The following is a 20,648-nucleotide window of genomic DNA, read 5'->3' as shown; positions in this document are numbered from 1 at the left end:
GACTTCAATATGCTAAAGTTAAAGTAGATTAGGGCTATTTTTACAACAAAATTTGATTAATATGCTTGAAAATATAGAAATTAATAATTTTAGATGCTTTGAAAGCACTAAAATTTCTGGATTTAAAAAAGTGAATCTAATTGGAGGTAAAAATAACGCTGGAAAGACAGCTTTTTTAGAAGCTTTACTGTTGCATAACTTTCCTCGCCCTAAAAGCATAATTGAACTTAAGAGAATTAGGAGAGAGTCTTCAGAGATTTCAAAATCCAGACCTGAACGCACTTGGGATAATTTTTTTTTAGATCAAAAACATCAAGAGAAAATAAAAATTATTGGCAAGTATTCAGAAAATCTGAAAATCGTAGAGATTTATGTTTCTGATACAATTAACTCTGATTTTTTTGAAGATCAAAAAGATATTAAAAAACTGATTGAATTTATTTCTCAAAATGAATCAGTAACATCACTTAATATTAAAGTTACTCAAAATCAAGAGAGTATATCTGAATCTTCGGTAATTGCAAGCTCAAACGGAATAATTTCAGTAAGTGGCTCAGACTCAACTGATATACCTATTATCCCCTCTGGTTTAAGAATGTCGAACAAAGAGTTAGCAGAATCTTATGATAAAGCTCGTCTGGATGAAAAAGATGGTGAAGTTTTAAAGTTGTTACAAGTTCTTGATTCATCAATTCAAGAGGTAGATAGTTTTTCTATTGGTGAACCTACTTTATATTTAAGGAGCATCAATAAACGTCGCTTACCTATTTCACTGTATGGAGATGCTATTATCAGGGCTACAACTATTATTTTGAAATTAATCAATAACAATCCTAAAATTTTGTTGATTGATGAAATAGAAAATGGCATACATTATACTAATCAACGAGAATTTTGGAGAACCTTATTTCGACTATCAACAGAACTAGATACCCAAATTTTTGCCACAACCCACAGTTTAGAAATGATTCAATCTTTTGGAGATGTAGGCTTAGAAATGGATGAAGAAATCAGTGCTTATTTTGAACTGGCAAGACATCCCAAAACCAACGATATTATAGGAATTAAAAGGGATGTAGAAACCTTAAAATATGCTTTAGAACATGGAAAAGGAGTCAGAGGTGAGTAATCTTTTAATTGTGGAAAGTAAAAATGATAAATTTTTTCTTCAAGCTCTGATTGAGGAATTAAATTATGATATTGAGATTGATCCTCCTATTTTTATTGATGACTATGAATGTTTAGAAGGATTAAGTGAAAAAAGGTTAGTTGAAGCTTTCAAGTCTTTGTTAGCTGATATTCAAAAAAGACAAATTAGTAAAATTGGAATTGTGATCGATATTGATCAATATTCTCAGCAAGAGCGTTTACAATTTATTAATCAATGTTTGCGACAGGTTTTTACTCTAAATAATGAATTTTCTGATATATCACAATTAATAACTATTAATATTCCTGGCTATGATTGTATTGAAATAGCTTGTTATTTTACCCATGTAGAAGGTAAAGGAGAGTTAGAAACTGTCTTAAAACTTATTAAAACTCGAGAATCTACTTATGCAGATTGTTTAGAGAGTTGGAGAAACTGTTTGGAAAGTAATAATAAATCGATTAGTGATAAAGAATATGATAAATTTTGGATTAGTCTTTATCTACGATTTGATACTTGTTCTCGTTTAGAACGCAAGCAAGCAGAACGAAAATGCAGCATGACAAATTTTAACTATATTATGGAAAATAAAAAAGATATCTGGAATTTTAATCACCCTGTTCTCGATGAGATCAAAAAATTTTTGCACCTTTTCGTTACTGAGAGTTGATCAAAATGTAAAATCGATTATCCTTCGTCTTATAAATACTGCTGTAATTTTGTGTAAGTATGGCTGGACATAGTAAGTGGGCGAATATTAAACGCCAAAAAGCGAGAGTAGACGCGGTAAAAGGTAAAGTGTTCGCAAAAATTTCCCGGGAAATTATTGTGGCGGCGCGTCAAGGGGGTGACCCGGCGGGAAACTTTCAATTGCGAACTGCGATTGAAAAGGCAAAAGCCGCGGCAATTCCGAATGATAATATTGAACGAGCGATCGCCAAAGGGGCGGGGAAACTCGGGGCTGGAGCTTCCGAGTTAGAATTTATTCGTTATGAAGGCTATGGAGTTGGCGGCGTGGCGATTTTAATTGAAGGACTCACGGATAACCGCAACCGGACGGCGGCGGATTTGCGAGTGGCTTTTAGTAAAAATGGCGGTAACTTGGGGGAAACCGGATGTGTAAGTTGGATGTTTGACCAGAAAGGTGTTGTTACCTTAACCGGGCCAATTGATGAAGAAAAACTTCTGGAAACCCTAGTAGAAGGGGAAGCCCAATCCTATGAATTAACGCCTGTTAATGATACCGATGGGGCAGAAGTTTATACGGAAATCACGAATTTAGAACAGTTAAGCCAAGTTTTAAGGGAACACAAATTTCATGTTGTTGAGGCGGAATGGCGTTGGATTCCTAATAATATCATTGAAGTTAATGATATTGAAAAAGCTCGATCACTCATGAAGTTAATGAATATTTTAGATGATTTAGATGACGTGCAGAATGTAACGGCAAACTTTGAACTATCTGATGCTTGTTATCAAGCTCTTTATAGCGAATGAAATGCTTGACTCCTTTGATCTTAACTTTAGTTGCGGTTTTGCCCCTATCTATTCAGGGTTTAGCCAGCCCAACTCTTACTTTTTCCCGGGGTTTAGAACTTCCCGTAGTTGATCATAATTTGGCATCAAATACTACAATGTTATTGAGTATTTTTTCTTTAAATGCGATCGTCAGACTGGAGGGTTTAAATTTACCCCATCCCAAAACCATCGGTCAGGCAACAATTCCACTTCAACGATTAGAAGGAAGTCAAGTATTTACCCTACAGCTTGCCATTGGGGGAAAATCCGGTAGCTTTTTATTAGATACGGGGGCATCCACAACCATGATTGCCACCACGGTTGTTCAGGAGTTGGGGTTAACAGGAGAACCGATTCCGAATCAGGGGTTAGCCTATGCCGTAGCGGGAGATGATTGTCCGAATATGAATGCTATTTTGCACCGTTTACCCCCGTTAGTAATTAATCAAGTTCGAGTGGAAGAATTGCGGGGTTTGGAATTTTCTACAACGGTGATTCCCGAGGAATTATTGGGAGTAGTGGGCATGGATTTTTTAAGGAATTTTGATCTGAAATTAAATCCTAAAACCCGTCAATTACAACTGCTGAATTCTTCGCCTTTACCTGCTGAATTTGTCCCTGAAGCTATCCCCTTAAAAAGTCGTTTAGGAGTGATGTTAGCCTCGGTTAAAATTAATGATCAAGGGCCGTTTACGTTTCTATTAGACACGGGTGCTGATACTATTTTTATTTCTAAACAGTTGGCTAATCAAATAAAAATCGATCATTCCCATCGGCAACCAATTCAAGTTCAGGGTTTTTGTGGGTTAGAAGATGCAGAAGTTTCTCGTTTGGAAAAAGTCACAATTCAGGATTATGATCAAAATAATTTAGAAGCCGTTATTTTATCATCTCCAGTTTTGGATTTACTACAAATTGATGGCATTATTGGTCAAAGTTTTTTAAATCAATACCAACAATATTGGCGGTTTAATTCTCCGAGCAAATCCCAAGACTTTGAAGGAAGTTTATTATTAGTTCCGATAAAATAAGAAACCAGGCTTCTTGAGAAAAACCCGGTTTCTATAATATCGTCTTTAATTACAATCCCAAATCCAGTTTCCAATATTTGAGAGTTCCGGTATTCTCAGGAATAGCATCGATAACTTTTAACTGCCAATTTCCTTGGGCGGAAATATTGATAAATTGTCTCAAATACAGTGTATTTTGTAAGTTATAGGTCGTTTTCAACTGAGTTTTAATCCCTAAAGTTCGATTTTGGAGTAATACCTGATCTCCATCGGGTGCAACTAACCAAACCTCAATATCTCCTAAAAAACTATGTTCAATCTCCACCGTTACCTGGATATCCTGAATCGGACTGGTTTCTGTAATCTCAATTGAACTACTAACCCCCGTAGGGTTATTATCAGGAATCGCCACACTTTGACCATTTTCTTGGGAAATATTCCGAGAAATTTGTTGCTGAACCATGCGTCTATTTTGTGCCATTTCCACAGCCTTAAACGCATTGACTTTGCCATAGCCAAACCATTGAGAATAGCCATTTTTATCATAATTTCCCATCCGAATTCCCAACTGAGGATCAGGATCAGAATCCACAATTTTATCCGCACTTTGTTCAAGAATTCGGCGAACTTCCTGGGCTGTTAAGGTCGGATTTGCTGATAAGATTAAAGCCGCCACCCCAGCCACCACCGGAGTCGCACTCGATGTCCCCCCAAAATAGGGCGTAAAATCCGATTGATCATAACCGGCGGCTCCCATGCGGTCAGTAGTAAAGACCCCCAAACCGGGTAAGGTGCCTTTCAGGACTGGAGGAGTACCGATATAACCCGTTTCCTGTAACCACATCCCCGGAGGAGCATTATTACTCGGAGCACAGACCGAAACTCCAACTCCCCAATTACTATAAGCAGATTTTTTACCCAAACTATTAGAAGCAGAAACCGTAATCACATCGGGATGAACCGCAAATCCCGCCAACCATTTCACCCGACCGCTAATAATATCATTCGGCCAACCGGATTCATCGAGCATTCCGTTTACCGGACGATTGGCGTTTCCAGCGGCAAAAACCACCACACAGCCTTTGCCCTTACGACCCTGGGTGACAGCCTTACTAATCGCTGCTTTTTGTCGGGCTGAGAGGGGAAAATAAATCGCACTCGCCCCCCAACTACAGGAAATCACCGCAGCCCCCTTATCAATGGCCCAATTAAAAATCTGTTCCACCGATTCATCATCCAAAAATCCCGTTGTCCGAATTGGCATGAGGGCACAACCCGGAGCCACCCCGACAATTCCGGTTCCGGTTTCTTCCGCAACAGCGACCCCGGCACAAGCCGTCCCATGATTATCCGTAGGGGCTTCTGGAAGCGGAAGATTATCTTTACCTTTTAGGTCTAGGGGGGCAACAATTTTACCGACTCCTTGGAAATCTGGGTGATTGATGTCCACAGAATCATCACTAATCGCCACCACCACAGAACGAACTCCCCGGGTAACATCCCAGGCTTTTTCGCTGGAAATATGGGAACCAGGTGCGAGTTGGTTGCCCCCATTATGGTTGAGATACCATTGCTTATTGTATAGGGAATCCCGAGGCACATAACAGGGCTGACTTTTAATCACAATATTCGGTTCAGCCAGTAAAACCTGAGTATTACGGGTTAAACGATTCGTAATTTTCAGAGGATTCTCGGAGGAATTAGGTGTCATCTCATAAACAAAACCATGGGGTAAACCGTCGATGGGTTTTAACTCTTTTAATCCAAATTCTGAAGCAATAGACGCTCGTGTTGAGGGATCAATTTCTTCTTTAAACTGAATGGTAAGCTGATTTGTTAAATAGACAACGGAGCCAGGGTCGTTATTGAGTTGGTAAACATGACTCGCAAAGTTAATATCTTGGGAATTGCGAGCCAATTCCATCGCCTCATCCAGTTGCTCAGAGGCGACTTGTAACTCCTCTAAGGAAGGGGGAACACTACTCGCGTGTTGAATGGGAATCGGAGGTTGCGGTAAATCCTTGAGTTGGGTGTTAGGGGAGGATAATTGCACCGTGAAGCGGTCAGAGACTTTATTTAGGATTAATTCTTCGCCCCCCCGTTGCAAAACAAAGCCGATACTCCCGTCGGGAACGCCAATGCCTTGATAGTTTTGTTGTGGAACGTTTGATGAGTTAACTGATGATGTCATATTTAATCTATCCTTTCTCCTTAAAGGTTTAAATCTCGATTAATGTTGCCTTTTGCCCGTTACCCGCTCTATCAATTTACGAGCCCCTCCCCCCAAAAAAATATAACCCTTATCGGTTGAGGCAGGATCAGGTTGTTGGTACAGTATGGGATTGCTCAAGATTAATGATAATATCCATGAAGTTTAATGTTTTTTTTTATCGCGTTCGCGCAATTGAGTCATGGTATCCTCTGGAACTGTTAGCTTCCTTCGACTGACAACCTATCTATCTGTCTCCGTGATGGTAGCTTGGGTTGTCCTGTCGCCGTTTCACGTTAATGCTCAAGAATCTTCTCCAACTGTTGCCCAGGGGAATGTACAGATGGGGGGAGAAACGGAAACTGAGGTTGCGCCACCATCGGGTGATTTGGCTCCCCTCAATCCTAATGATATTCGTCCTTTGTCCCTTGATAGTAGTTTTTTGAGTATTGAGGGCGGAAAACGGCTGATGCAAGAAGCTGATAGTGCCGTTTCTAGTGAAAATTATGCCGAGGCAGAAAAAAAATTCCAGGAAGCTCGTCAAGTTTTTAACCAGTTATCCAATTTTTATCAACAGTTAGCAGGTAGTTTTTCTGGCGTCGATAACCGCATTGCCGATAATTTTAGGAATTCAGCCCGGGACACAGCACAAATGCGCGATACCGCCACCTATCAGTTAGCCTTACTCCACCGAGCTAAAAACCAACCGGAATTGGCCGTCCCTCTATTAATTCAAATTATCCGCTCCCAAGCCCCCACCAGGGACTTAGGCAAAAAAGCTTATCAACAATTACTAGAATTAGGATTTGTGACCGACCCCTTTCCTCGGGCGGGTAACACAACGACTCCACCCACTACGGCGCNCCGATCTTCTAACAATGAAGGAAAAACAGAAGATAGTGGTATATTTTGACGATCGGACAAATTAACTTGCCAATGGATATGTTCTTGCGCCAAAGCAGTAGCTAATCCTACAATTCCCGAAGCAAACGGATCTATTTGATCTTCTTTTTGCAAAGCATAAGCACAATTTGTTAACAATATCCATTGCAAAGGTTTCTCCCCATAACCAAACTGTTCTAATTTTCTGACTAAACTCAGTAAACCTATCACATACCAAGGTTCACAAACATTGTTCAGTAAACTATTTTCGGATAGCAGGAATGTTTCGTTTGAGGTAGCGAGAAAATAAATTTTTCTCATCGGCGACGTAAGTTGTTTTAATTGATTTTCCAAAAATTCAAACTGATGATTCTCTCCTTGTGCAAGACAAACAGAGAGAATTTGATGTTTCTGTTCCCGATAGATTTTTAACAGCTTTTCCGCCTCTGATGCGTTAGTTTCATGATATACCACCAAGGTTGTACCATCGGGTTGTTGTTCTTGAAAAATTGTATTTCTATCAGCTAAACGTTCCCAAACCGGAACATAAATCAGCTTTTCCAGATTTACTTTTTTCCAGGGTTTGAGTTTAATTCCAGTATAACGAACCAACACTTGACCTAGCCGATCTAAAATTTGCACATCAAGTTCTTTCTTTGTTCCTTGCATGACATAAGTATAGGCTGGTTGCTCTGCGTTATTCCACCATTCTACTTTTTGGACAAAGAAGGGAATTTCTATTTCTTGTGCAGCAAAATCAATCCAACAACGGGTGAGTAAAGCTGCAACAAAAGCCGCAGGATGGAAAAGGTATTCTGTATTTTGTTGCATTGGTAGATCGATCGCTATTAGCGCCTCCCCTCTACCAGTCCAAACTTCAGAAACTCCTTGATAAAGAGTTCCCAAAACTACCTGATTTGTGGCAAATGATCGATATGGTTCTTCGGGCAATGCTTGTTTGATCATACTGCTTTTTAAGCGGTTGATATCTAGTGCTTTTGGTGTTTCCTGGGCTTGCGTCCAATACCCATTACCCCGACAATAAACTGTGTTTTCATCTGCTTCGCTAATAATTCGGTATTTAAAAGTATCGCCCTCTACTTCTATAACAATTTGAACGGAGCATTTATCAAGGACATAAAGTGGAGCGATCCAAAATATATCTGCCAAAATCACAGATCGATCGCCCATAATCCGGTTTAAACCAGCTAACACCATTTCTAGGAAACCTACAGCCGGAAAAACAGGTTTTTCATCGATCGTGTGTTGCGCTAAAAGCGGTTCTGAAGATTTTAATTCCTGTTTAAAAATATAGTCTTTTCGGGATTGAGGAATTTTCACAGAAGCCGATGAATCAAACCAGTAACGATCGCGCGAAAAAGGATAGGTAGGCAAAGAAACTCGTCGAGGTTTAACTGTTCTCGGTAACTGATTCCAATCCAGATTCACACCTGACACCCACCAAGAAGCTAGTTTTTCCAGTTCCCGATTATTTAGGGTGGCTAACATATCTGCGGAAGAAACTGAAGAAATTTTTATTTCTCCTTCTTTAACCTCTCCCGAATAAAACTTTTCATCATGTTTCTTATCTGTCAAAAATTCCGACAATTTTTGTTTTAAGGCATCTTTCCCATCGACGATAAACGCCACCCGTTTTTCCATCGCTTCCCGCCCCACCTGTAGAGTATATGCGATGTCTGCCAGAGAATAGGATGGTGTATTGAACAGGAAACGATAGAGATTTCTGGCAACTTCTTGAAGTCGATCGCCATTTTTTGCCGATAGCACAATTAAAACTGCTTCTTCTTCCTCTGTTCTTTTTTCGGATTTTTCTCTATACTCTTCAACCACTATATGTGCATTAGTTCCACCAAAGCCAAAACTGTTAATCGCGGCTCGTCTTACCTCTCCTTCCTGAACAAACCAATCCTTAAAGTCCCGATTCACATAAAAGGGGCTATTCTCAAAATCGATATGTTCGTTGCTTTGTTCAAAATTCAACGATGGCACCAATTTGCGATGTTTCAAACATAATAATATTTTGATAAAACCCACAATTCCTGCTGCTGTTGCGGCATGACCGATGTTGCTTTTCACTGAGCCGATCGCACAATAGCCTTTTTGATTAGTATAAATCTGAAAGGCTTTGGTTAGAGCATCAATTTCGATCGGATCGCCCAATTTTGTTCCTGTACCATGTGCTTCCACATAACCGATCGTATCTGGATCGAGGTTGGCATTTTGGTATACACTCTGCTGTAATTCACTTTGAGAAGTAACACTGGGAGCAGTGATTCCATAAGTTCTTCCGTCTTGATTGCAACCCGATCCCAGAATCACCCCATAAATATGATCTCCATCTTGGCAAGCAGCAGCCAGGGGTTTTAAGATTACAGCCCCGACACCTTCCCCTGGAACAAATCCATCGGCTTTGCGATCGAATGTTTTACATTTTCCATCTGGTGCAAGCATCCGTGCATTACTAGCTACAACATGAAAATTAGGGGTTATACCAACATAAACGCCACCAGCGATCGCCATATGACTTTCACCTTGAAGGATACTTTGACAAGCCAAGTGAATCGCCACCAGCGATGACGAACAAGCCGTATCAACTGTAATACTAGGGCCTTTGAGGTTTAAAAAATAGGAAATACGTGCAGCGATCAGCGAACCTGCATTACCCCAAAAAGATTGGGGTTCAGATGGTACTCCAGCTTCCCGCATCTTCATCCGATAATCGCCTGGATCTGCACCCACAAACACACCACATTTAGTGTTAGAAATTGAGGCATTTGCATACCCAGCATCTTCTAAAGCTTTCCATGCTTCTTCTAAAAAGAGTCTCTGTTGGGGATCGGTGAGTTCTGCTTCTCTCCCAGACAGTTTAAAGAAAAGAGCGTCAAATTTATCTATATCGGTTAAGAATCCTCCTTTTTTGCAGTAAGTTTTATCGAGATGCTGGGGATTAGGATCGTAATATGCGTTGATATCCCAGCGATCGCCAGGAACTTCGGTAATGCTATCCTTACCATTAGCTAGATTGTCCCAAAATTCTTCGATATTGGAAGCTCCCGGAAAACGCCCAGACATACCGATAATAGCGATCGGCAAAACAGACTGTTTCTTTTGAATTGGATTAATAGGAACTGTCGCAATAGAAGGCTTTTTTCTAATAGGAACTGTCACGACAACTTTACCAATGTTTTCCCGTTGTTGTAGACAGTAATAAGCATCACGAATCTGGTCAAATGAGAAAATGTGACTCAAGGTTGGTACTATCTTTCTTTCCGCAAGTACCTGAGCCATAATTGCCAAATGTTCTGTCAAAAGTTTCGGTTGTTTGCTATATAACCTTTTCATGTCGATGGACTGGAAAGTTTGATTATCAACCAAGTGGGACAAGTCAAACTGCCGAGAATTTTTCAGCCCAGTCATAGCAATTTCAATATAACGTCCACCAGGAGCCAGAATATTTAAACCCTTTTGAATGGCATCATCTGACAAGGTATTAAAAACTACATCAACACCTTGTCCATTGGTCATTTCTAAAATTCTTTTGGCGAAATCCTCTGTGCGATAGTTGATTAGGTGCTTAATGCCTTTCTTTTGTAAGTATTCTAATTTCGCTGCTGAACCCGCAGTAGCATAAATCTCTGCACCCTGCAATGCGGCTAATTGGATGGCAATCAAACCGATACCTCCCGCAGCAGTTTGAATGAGCACCTTTTCTCCTGGTTTTACGTTAGCCAAGTTGAAGGCGTGATTCATAGTTAAAAAGGCTACAGGGAAAGAACAAGCTTCTTCATAAGTTAAAGTAGGAGGTTTTTTAAGGATATTCTCCTGCTTAACTAAAACCAGTTCGGAGTGTCCGCCCATTGAGTCTCCCATTACCGCAATCACTTCATCTCCGGGTTGAAAACGCTTTACTTTTGCTCCTGTACGCAAGACGACACCAGAGACTTCTGCTCCGGGCGTAAATGGATAAGATGGCATATTGGGATATAACCCACGCATACATAGAATATCTGCAAAATTGAGAGAGAAAGCCCTAACTTCGATTTCTACTTTTTCCTGATCGGGCTCAGTTGGTTGGATAGGACGAATTTCTAAATCTTCTGGGAAACCTGGTTTGCTGACAAAAACGGCTTGATAGGTCGAGGACGATCGCTCTTTTTCTTCAATCTGATCTATTGGTGTGCTATTGATCTGGGATGAATCAGCAACCTCATTGATTGCGAATGAAAAGGTCGAGTTTAATGAGGTTTCTAAGGGTTCTGAGATTTCCAAAAGCTCCAAAGGTTCTGCGGATTCCAATTCTAACAACGCCTGAATTTGTTCACCATATTCATTGAGAATAGCACTGGAAAATTCTTCTAGGTTTGCATGATCGAAGAGTGCTGTAGTTCTTAGTTGAAGCTTGAGAGTTTGATTAATTCTGTTGATTAAATCTACCCCGGTAATTGAATCAACTCCATATTCGGAAAGTGGTTTTTTCATATTGATATCTTCCCCACTCATATCTAATGCTTGGATAAGATTCTGAACCAGACTTTCCTCAATATAGGATTTGAGATCGGTTGTTTTTCTTTCTTTTTTAGGTTTAGGTTGCTGAATTAATGGCGATCGCAATTTCACCGAATCAGCTTTGGTAACAGTGGAAATTTTTGCTGACTTGCGATCGCGTTTAATTATCCCGTTACTTTCTGCCAGAATTACATCTTGCCCAAAATCTAAATCTAGCGGAGAAGATTCATTAAGACTAAAAATAGATCCGAATCCCTCCTCATATAAAACATTTCTCCACATAGCTAAACTGAGAATCGGGCCACCAGGCAACCTTACTTTTTCATCATCGTAGATCCACCAACCTTTCAGTAACCCAAATGTGTAGGTCAAAAACTCCAGATTTTTCACGCCCTCATTAATAATCAGCCAGCCATTAGTTTTGAGAAGGGGTTTGACACAACGAAGAGTATTATTTATATTGCGGGTTGCATGAAATACATTGGTAGCAATAACGATGTCAAAATCGAATAATTCGTAACCTTGAGTTTCTACATTTTTTTCCACATCCAATATTTTGAAATCCACAAAAGGATGCTCTGCTGCAAAAGTTTTTCTACCATAATTGATCAAGCCAGGAGAAATATCAGTATAGAGATATGAAAGATGTTCGCCATATTCTCGTACAGCCTCAAAAATCATCGTACTTGTAGATCCAGTTCCTGCACCCACTTCCAAAATTTTGATTTTTCGGCTTTTACCTAATGTCGGGATATGGTGACGAATATAAGCTAAGACGTTACGTGCTACAGATCGGTTATAATGATCAACCTGGGAATTTCCTTTATAAATACCTTCAACTCGTTCCATTGAAGAATTTGGAAACATCACATCTGTTCCCTCAATTTTCCCACTCATTACGTCCAAACAAGCATCCAGACAAACCCATACTAAATTTATATGAGTTTTCAATTCTGGGTAAGAAGAAAGCAATTGATTCTTTTCTGCTTCGACAAATTTAATTGATTCCTCTATTGAAGTGTTCTCTACTGCGGTAGTAGAGACAATTTCTTGTCCTTGAAATTGAATCCATTCCGCACGAGCTAGAATGTTTAATAATTCATCAAATAACCGCCAATAGTCAGGGGTGATGGATAAGTTTGTTCTTAGTTGCTGTTTGTCGTATTTCTCATGAGCATTGCGGAATACCCCGGCTTTCTGAAAACATAATAGGGTGAGATGTTGTCCAAGGCGATCAATCTCCTCAAAACCTCGCTTGATTTTTTCTGACTCAATAAATCCGCCAAAAGTGCAGTCTATCAGAGCATTTAAACTAGGAATAATTTCTTTAGGAAAGAAGACTAATTCATCGTTAAAATCAACATTAATCCCTTGCAAAAATTTCTGATTTGCATTGATAGACATCACCTGATTTAAAGGATGTGACAGAATCCGAGAAACAGATTCCATACCCTGTTCAGGTTGAATTGAATAAAGACCAGCAGCAGCCAGTTTTTTGTTAAAATCCTCTGATGCAACAATTCCTACAGTTCCCCAGTAACCCCAATTAATCACCTTAACTGGAAAGTCTTGTTTTTGAGTAAGGCTATGAGCATAAGCATCTTTGAAAGTACAACCTGCTGCGTAATTCGCTTGACCTATATTACCTGAAAAGGCGATCGCAGAAGAAAAGAATAACATAAAATCAAGAGCTTCACCTTGAAAGATTTTATGTAAAATAACGCTCCCTCTTACTTTTATATCCAAAGCCATTCTGAAAGAAGATTCATCCATTTTTTCCAGAGTTTTATCTTTTAAGATAATCGCTGAATGAAAAACTCCATGAATCTTTCCGTATTGGTTTTGAGCCTGTGTTACTGCCTTTTTCATACTATCCAAATCAGTAGCATCGGCTTTTAAATACAAGATTTCGCCACCTTTGGATTCTATGCTTCGGATTATTTCTTTCTTGTCGGTATCTAATTCGCTTCTACCGACAAGAATAACTTTAGCTTGGACAGTTTCCGTTAAATAACGACAAAGTTCTAAGCCGATACCACCTGCTCCGCCGAGAATGAAATAGACGCCTTTGCTGCGAAAAGGTATTTTGGAAACGGAAGGCGGGTTTATAGGTAGTAATTTGCGGATATAACGTTTTCCTTGACGTATTGCTACGGCTTCTCCTTGAGGGTGAGGCGGTTCAGTTAGGATTGGGGTTATGTAGGCTTGTCGTTTTTCTTCTGTTACTTCAACCGCAAAATCTTCGAGGTCAATGTCTATGCAACTAACTTCGAGTTGAGGATATTCTCTGGCGAGGGAGGAGGTAAAACCGTGTAAGCTGGCATTATAAGGATCGATCGCCTCTCCCAGTTTAATTTGATACACTCTATTGGTCAGGATTTTTAAGCGAAGGTGATCGCTAAAATTGTCCGAAATCATGCTCTTAAAAAGTCGAAAGAGTGACATTACACCCTGTTGCTGACTTAGTTCTAAAACTTCCAGATTGTCATCATTTTCGCTATTTTTATAAACCCCGCCCAGAAAGTAAATAGTGAGAGAAGATGAGCCAATTTTTTCCCTTAAAGCAAGAATGGAGTTATTCCAAGCTAGTAAATCATCGGCTTTTATCTCCCACAAATCTTCCCCTAATTTTCTAGTGGTTAAACCCAATTGAAACCTAAAACATTTATGATTGTTATGGGCAAGGGCAAGAGCATCTGCTAAAGGCAAACAAGGCAGGGGATACACCAACAAAATACTTTCTTTTTCGGTTGGTCGTGAAGAATGATGATTTTCTTCTATTGTCCAACTAGGAGCATAAAAAAATTCAGCTAAAGGATCTTTAAGTTTTCTCAGAACAACATCGCTCAGTTTAAGACAGATTTCACCCTGTTCATTTGTAAGTGTTACATCATAACGTGAATTGCCGAAAACTTTAACCACTGCATAACCACGAGTTGGTAAAGGGCGAATTTGTTCTACTTTTTCGACAGCATAAGGTAGCATTGGTTCGCCACTGTTTGTTTGCAGAGAATCAAAAAGACCTGCGATCGCTTGCAGCGCACTATCTACTATAGTGGGATGAAGTTCATATTGTTTAAAATCGCTTTCACAAGAAGTTGGTAATTGAAATAAACCAACAGCTTCTTGATCGTTTCCCCAGATTTGTTCGAGTCCTTGGAAACGGATTCCGTAATCAACACCTTTTTCTTGACAACTAGTGTAATGAATTACTTTGTCTATTTTCCGAAAACAACGTTTTTTGATTTCTTCTATAAACAAAGGTGGTTCTTTGCTGCACTCTTTCTCTGTTACTAAAATGAACTCACCTTGAGCGTGAAGGATATCTCCGCAACGAATTTCAAAACCAAATCCTTGGTCTTTTTGGGTAATGAGAATATTTATTCTTTTTCCTTCTGGGGTTACTACTATTGGTTGTAGCCAGAGAACTCTAGAAATATTGTATTGTTTGTTGGGTTGAACTGAGGAAAAAGCTGCGATCGCAATTTCCAGAATTCCTACACCTGGGAGAACTGGCTGATTTTTCACCCGATGATCTCTAACAATCCAATCCCTATCGGTTAAACTCTTGTAAAATACGGCTCCAATGCCTACACTTTCTTGAATATCAAATCCATCTAATAAAGGATGAGAGTAAATAGCTGGAGATTTAGAATATTGAGATATTTCTACTTCAGGAATCCAATAGCGTTTTTGAGCGAAGGGATAAGTAGGTAGAGAACAACGTTTTGGTTTAGGTTCACTATACAATAACTGCCAATCAATGTTCACACCTTTAGTCCACAATGCAGCTAATTTACCTAACTCTTGACCATTAAGCAATTGCCGGACAAAGTTTTCTCCAATTTCTCCTTGTAGGAGTGTCTCCATCTCTGTCTCTAAACTTTGTACAACACCTTGGTAATAATTTGCGTTCTCTCCTAATCTTTGGCAATATTGCCACAATTTTTCCCGCAGTTCTTCTGGACTCGATGCGATCAAAGCTAATCTTTCTTCCATAGCCTCACGACCTACTTGTAAAGTATAGGCAATACTTTGCATCGATGGAAAAACATCGGAGGACGAAGAGGAAACAGAGATGAAATCGAACAGTTTTCTGGCGTATTCGGTGCAACGTTCTTTATTCTTCGCAGACAACAGAATTAATACGGGTTGTCCGTTTATTTCTGTGTTTAATTGTTCGTTGTTTCTCGGTTCTATATATTCTTCTAAAATTAGGTGTGCGTTTGCTCCACCTGCACCAAAGGAACTAATCCCTGCTCTAAGAGGATAAGTCTTTTCGATATCGTCTTCTTTAATAATCGGTCTTTCCCATGTTTCAAGATTTCTCTGGAGATAAAATGGAGACTGCTCAAAACGGATGTTTGGATTTACGGTTTCTGAGTGAATTGAAGGTGGGAGTTGTTTATATTTAAGTTGTAAAACAACCTTGGTAATAGCTGCTATTCCAGCAGCAGCTTCTAAATGACCGATATTAGCTTTTGCGGAACCAATACTGCAAAATTGCTGGTCTTTTGTGTCTTGTTGATAAGCTTGAATTAAACCAGAAATTTCTATAGGATCTCCTAATTCCGTACCTGTGCCATGTGCCTCTACATAACTGATAGTTCGAGCGTTTACATTTGCTCGTTTTAGAGTTTCCTTGATCACTAAACCTTGGGCGTTGGGATTGGGTACAGTATAGCCGTTGGTTTTGCCTCCGTGATTCAGAGAACTGCCTTTAATAATTGCATAAATATGGTCTTTATCTCTAATGGCTTTATCTAGTGGCTTAAGTAATATTGCCCCGATGCCTTCCCCTGGAACATAACCGTCGCCTCCTGCGCCGAAACTGCGGCAAAGTCCGTCACTGGAAGCAAATCCGTTTTGACCTAATTGTAGATACTTATTCGGGTGAAGAGATAGATTAACTCCGCCAGCTAAAGCTAATTCGCAGTCTCCATGTCTGATTGATTCGCAAGCTAAATGGATTGCAGTTAAGGAGGAAGAACACATTGTATCTACAGCTAGACTGGGGCCGCTAAAATTAAAGAAGTAGGATACTCGGTTGGCGATCGAAGAAAGAGAATATCCTAAAAACATTGGTCTACCTTTAGCGGTTTCTTCGACTCCAAGCATCTGATATTCCAAGTAAAGAGCTCCGACAAACACGCCAACTTTTTTTGTATGAAGTTTATCCCTTGTATAGCCGCTATCTTCGATCGTTTCCCAGGCTACCTGGAGAAATAGGCGTTCCTGTGGATCTATGATTTGAGCTTCTTTGGGAGCTATGTTAAAAAATAGGGGGTCAAAGCGATCGACATTATTGATGAAACCTCCCCATTTGCAATAACTTTTCCCTCTTTTATTTTTTTCTCGATCGTAATACTGACGGTAATCCCAACGTTCGAGAGGAATTTCTGTGACACAGTTTTTTCCTGTCTTCAGATTTTCCCAAAATATTTCTAAATTATCTGCCTGTGGATAGCGACCGCTGATCCCGATAATGGCAATTTCTTGGCATTGTTTGTTAGGCTGTTTGTTGACATCTTTAACTGTAGATATTGGCTGCAAATCGACATCAAATTTTCTAGTAGCAGCAGCGGAACTTTTAAGAGATTGCGATTCGGTGTGAGGTTTTTCTTCTGGGATATTTTCCCACTTCTTGAGCAATGCAGTTTGATGATGTTCGATAAAATACTGAACTAGTTCGGATAAGTTTTGTCGCTCAAACAATAAGGTTTTAGGCAACTCGCCGAAATGAGATGCTAATTCCTGATTTAAGCTGATGATTGCTACCGAATCAATGCCGTATTTTTCAAAAGGCACTGATGCTTCGAGTTTGACAGCAGGAATTTTTAAAGTTTTTGACAAAATATCTTTGAGATCTTCCTCAATTTTTTGACGAAAATTTTCTAAATTTTGGTAAGTAACATGGTCAGAGTTTGAGTTGTCTTTTTCCCTTTCTTCTTGGCTTTCTTCTTCCTTTATTGCTTGTGATTTTTCTGGAATCCAGTAGCGTTCTCTAGCAAAAGGGTAGGTTGGTAACGACATAATTTTGGGAGTCGGACTGGGATACAATGCTAACCAATCGATTTCTACTCCCTCAATCCAAAGTTTCGCTAATTCCTCAAGTGAAACGTGAGTTTGTTTACGGATTTCTTCTGATGATAAGGATGCGGCAACTTCTGCTTTTATAGTTCCTTGATAAATTAGCGATCGATCTTCGCCGCCTTCAACATAGTCCCGCAAAATCTCTCGTAATTCCTCAACATTCGATACAATTAAACACAAGCGTTCTTCCATAGCCAGCCGCCCAACTTGAAGCGTATAGGCTAAACGCAACAGGTCTATATTATTCGCATCATCGAGATAATGGCACAAATTTGTTGCCATTTCTTTGAGTCGTTCTTTATTCCTGGCAGATAAGACTATAAGTACAGGTTTTCCCTGTTCTTGAGCCGGGAAAAAACTTGAAACCAACTCTTGATATTCTTCAACAACAATATGACAATTCGAGCCACTAAACCCAAAGGAATTAATAGCTGCTCTTCTGGGGTGAGGAAAATTCGGTTGCCAGTCCCGCAAATTTTTGTTGACATAAAAGGGGCTTTCTGCAAAATCATTATGGGTATTCTCCTTTTCTACATAAAGTGTAGGAGGAATCATTTTGTGGCGTAAAGAAAGGAGTACTTTAATTAAACTGACGACTCCTGCGGCTGCGGAGGTATGCCCAATATTACTTTTAACTGAGGCAAGGGCACAGTATTGCTTTTTCGTGGTATAAACACGGAATGCTTCTGTAAGGGCTTCTACTTCAATGGGATCGCCTAATTTAGTACCCGTTCCGTGTGCTTCGATATATGAAATACTTTCGGGGTGGATATTATACTGTTGATATACTGCTAATTCCAGTTCTGATTGAGATTTTCCGCTAGGAGCAGTGATTCCGTTGGTTTTTCCATCCTGATTAGTACCCGATCCTTTAATCACTCCATAAATCATGTCCCCATCTGCTATAGCCCGATCCAAAAGTTTCAGGGCTACCACAGCAACAGCCTCGCCTACAACAAGTCCATCAGCAGAGTTATCAAAAGCTCTGCACTTACCTGTAGGTGAAACCATCCCTGCTTTACTCATTTCCACATAAAGTTGTTCCGATAGGTACAGTGTCACGCCACCAGCCAGCATGATATCGGCTTCTCCATCCCGGAGACTTTTGCAGGCTAAGTGAACCGCCATCAAAGAGGAAGAACAGGCGGTATCAATGGTCATTACTGGCCCTTTCAGGTTTAAAAAGTATGCAACACGAGAGGCAAGAATTGAGTTAGCATTACCTAACATGACTTGCCCATGACTTTTGATTAGACCTTGTTTATATAAAAGTGCTTTGTAATCGTTATAAATAACTCCGGCAAATACGCCACATTTCGTGTTATTTAGTCGCTGTCCGACATATCCGGCATCTTCGAGGGTATGCCAGCAGCTTTGCAGAAATAGACGTTGTTGTGGGTCTATGACTTCTGCTTCTGCGGGAGAAATGTTGAAAAACAGCGGATCGAATTTATCAACATCACGCAGGAATCCACCCCATTTGCTATAGCTACAATTAGGTTTTTGCGGATCGGGGTGATAATATTTTTGCACGTCCCAGCGACTTGGCGGCACTTCTGCGATCGAATCTACACCTTGTTTGAGATTTTCCCAAAACTCTGATAGGTTATCGGCTCCGGGAAAACGCCCAGACATTCCAATTACAGCAATATCTGTTGTATTTGTGATTGAGGGAGCTTTCTCTGCTGCTGGGACGGGAATTTTACTTGCTTCTTGTTTTAGGGTATTGCTTTGTGGCCGATCGCTTTTCAGTGTTTGATTTTTTATTAGTGTTTCACCATAGTTAGCAACAAGAAACTGGCTGAGATCTCTAATGCTCGAATAATCATAAATTACTTGAATTTTTAATTTTAAGTCAAACTCACGGTTGATTGCATCTATTAGTAATACACCCTGCAAAGAACCTACTCCGTAATCAGCAAATCGAGCCGTGATATCGATCTGATCTGGCTCCATTTCCATTTCTTGGCTAGTAAGATCGACCAGTTTCTTTTCAATAAGTTTGATATCGACTCGATCGATAGGAGTTGTCATGGTCTTTTCTTCTGGTAAGGGAGCAGTTTGTAAAATGGTGGAATGTGCAGAAATGGGTTTTTCTGGTGTGGGAGTGAGGCGATCAATCGCCTCTTTATAAAATACTGGATAATCGAAATGATGCTGGTTAATTTCGCGCAATTCTTCTTTAGTTTCATGAGGAGCCGCTTTGCTAATAGTTAACAGAAGATAACGTAAAACTTTCTTTTTGATTCCCTGCCCAAAACTATACCATCCCCGATATTCTTGTTCAAATTGTTTAATAATTGGGTTAACAGAACATAAATAAGCAAAATTACTTTCAAATTGCGGATCGTCTAGGAAGTTGCAAATTTCAATGCTAATGTCTACGCACTCAATAAGTTTCAGTCCGACATCACTGAGGATTTTACTGTACTGAGGGGCGGTGCTAGTAAACATCGCCAATTTAGGCATATTAATTTCGGTGACGGTATTGGCGACACAATCGGCTAAAATAATCCGACCGTCTTGGTTGAGATGTTGATAAATATTTTCAAAGGTTTTTTGTTTATGTTCAATATGGGGAAAAACTTCAAAACCGATCGCTAAATCGTAGAAACCTGGAAAGGGATCTTTGCTGCTATCTTTGCAGAAAATCCGTAGGCGATCGTCTAAACCTTTGTTTCGGATTCGATTGGTTGCCTCTTGTGCTTGGTTAGATGCGATCGTAAAACCATCACCAATTATATGGAGATGGGTCATAGACAGATCGATTAAATCTGTCCCAAAACCACACCCAATATCCATTACTTTATATACTTTAGAAAAATCTATTCCGCTATAAAGAATCCGTTTTGCTTCTTTTTGTTTAGCCGCTACGATCGCTGCGTGTTCGGGATGTTTTTCCGGTTCATTATAAGTTAATAACCAGGAAAAACCTGCGATCTTCTCCGCCAAAGGTGAAAAGATCAAATGGGTATCTTCCGTCCCTAATAACTCCTTCATATAAGGAGTCATTTTATTATAAAAGTCGGCAACCAATTCCCAAGTTTCTAATGGTTGATCGGGTTGGGATATTTCACTATCCACCCAACAACGCTTTCTTTCAAATGGATAAGTTGGCAGAGAAATACGTCTAGCATTTGAATGTTGATTTAGTTGTTCCCAATCAATATCAATGTGATTTGTCCACCACCTTGCCGCAGTCTGCAAATCTTTATTTTCATATAGTTGTTTTTGTTCTTCAGCAGTTACTTCTAAGCGA

The 20,648-nt window shown here is 39.8% G+C and carries 6 protein-coding genes and 1 pseudogene; 5 read left to right on the top strand and 2 right to left on the bottom strand.

Annotated features, from left to right (window positions below; all coding sequences use genetic code 11):
• Window positions 1-61 precede the first annotated feature (61 nt).
• From PL11201_RS03075 to PL11201_RS03060, 4 genes are read left to right on the top strand one after another with little or no spacing between them, the layout of a single operon-like run.
• Window positions 62-1,129: an AAA family ATPase gene (locus PL11201_RS03075; RefSeq protein ID WP_079677128.1), complete on the top strand. Its 1,068-nt coding sequence runs from the start codon at window positions 62-64 to the stop codon at window positions 1,127-1,129.
• Window positions 1,122-1,820, top strand: coding sequence for a DUF3226 domain-containing protein (locus PL11201_RS03070; protein ID WP_079677393.1), 699 nt, complete (start codon window positions 1,122-1,124; stop codon window positions 1,818-1,820). The genes PL11201_RS03075 and PL11201_RS03070 overlap by 8 nt, the downstream gene beginning before the upstream one ends.
• A gap of 59 nt (window positions 1,821-1,879) precedes the next feature.
• Window positions 1,880-2,647: a YebC/PmpR family DNA-binding transcriptional regulator gene (locus PL11201_RS03065; protein WP_079677127.1), complete on the top strand. Its 768-nt coding sequence runs from the start codon at window positions 1,880-1,882 to the stop codon at window positions 2,645-2,647.
• Window positions 2,644-3,699, top strand: coding sequence for a retropepsin-like aspartic protease (locus PL11201_RS03060; RefSeq protein ID WP_079677126.1), 1,056 nt, complete (start codon window positions 2,644-2,646; stop codon window positions 3,697-3,699). The genes PL11201_RS03065 and PL11201_RS03060 overlap by 4 nt, the downstream gene beginning before the upstream one ends.
• Window positions 3,700-3,748: 49 nt before the next feature.
• On the opposite strand, the gene PL11201_RS03055 is transcribed toward PL11201_RS03060, so the two are convergent.
• Window positions 3,749-5,869 carry a S8 family serine peptidase gene (locus PL11201_RS03055; RefSeq protein ID WP_079677125.1) on the bottom strand — a complete coding sequence of 707 codons (2,121 nt, stop codon included), beginning with the start codon at window positions 5,867-5,869 and terminating at the stop codon, window positions 3,749-3,751.
• Between the two features lie 220 nt (window positions 5,870-6,089).
• Between PL11201_RS03055 and PL11201_RS27005 the strand changes: the two genes are divergently transcribed.
• Entirely contained in the window at window positions 6,090-6,800 is a 711-nt protein-coding gene (locus tag PL11201_RS27005) for a hypothetical protein (protein WP_079677124.1), read from the top strand.
• Window positions 6,801-7,348: 548 nt separating this feature from the next.
• Here PL11201_RS27005 and PL11201_RS25780 read toward each other — a convergent pair.
• Window positions 7,349-20,389, bottom strand: a pseudogene (locus PL11201_RS25780) (SDR family NAD(P)-dependent oxidoreductase); the annotation flags it as partial.
• Window positions 20,390-20,648: the final 259 nt, after the last annotated feature.

This window comes from Planktothrix sp. PCC 11201 (genome assembly GCF_900009135.1).
In the GTDB taxonomy this organism is placed as follows: Bacteria; Cyanobacteriota; Cyanobacteriia; order Cyanobacteriales; family Microcoleaceae; genus Planktothrix.
The sequence above is the reverse complement of the archived record's forward strand: the minus strand, read 5'-3'. Positions and strand labels throughout refer to the sequence as shown.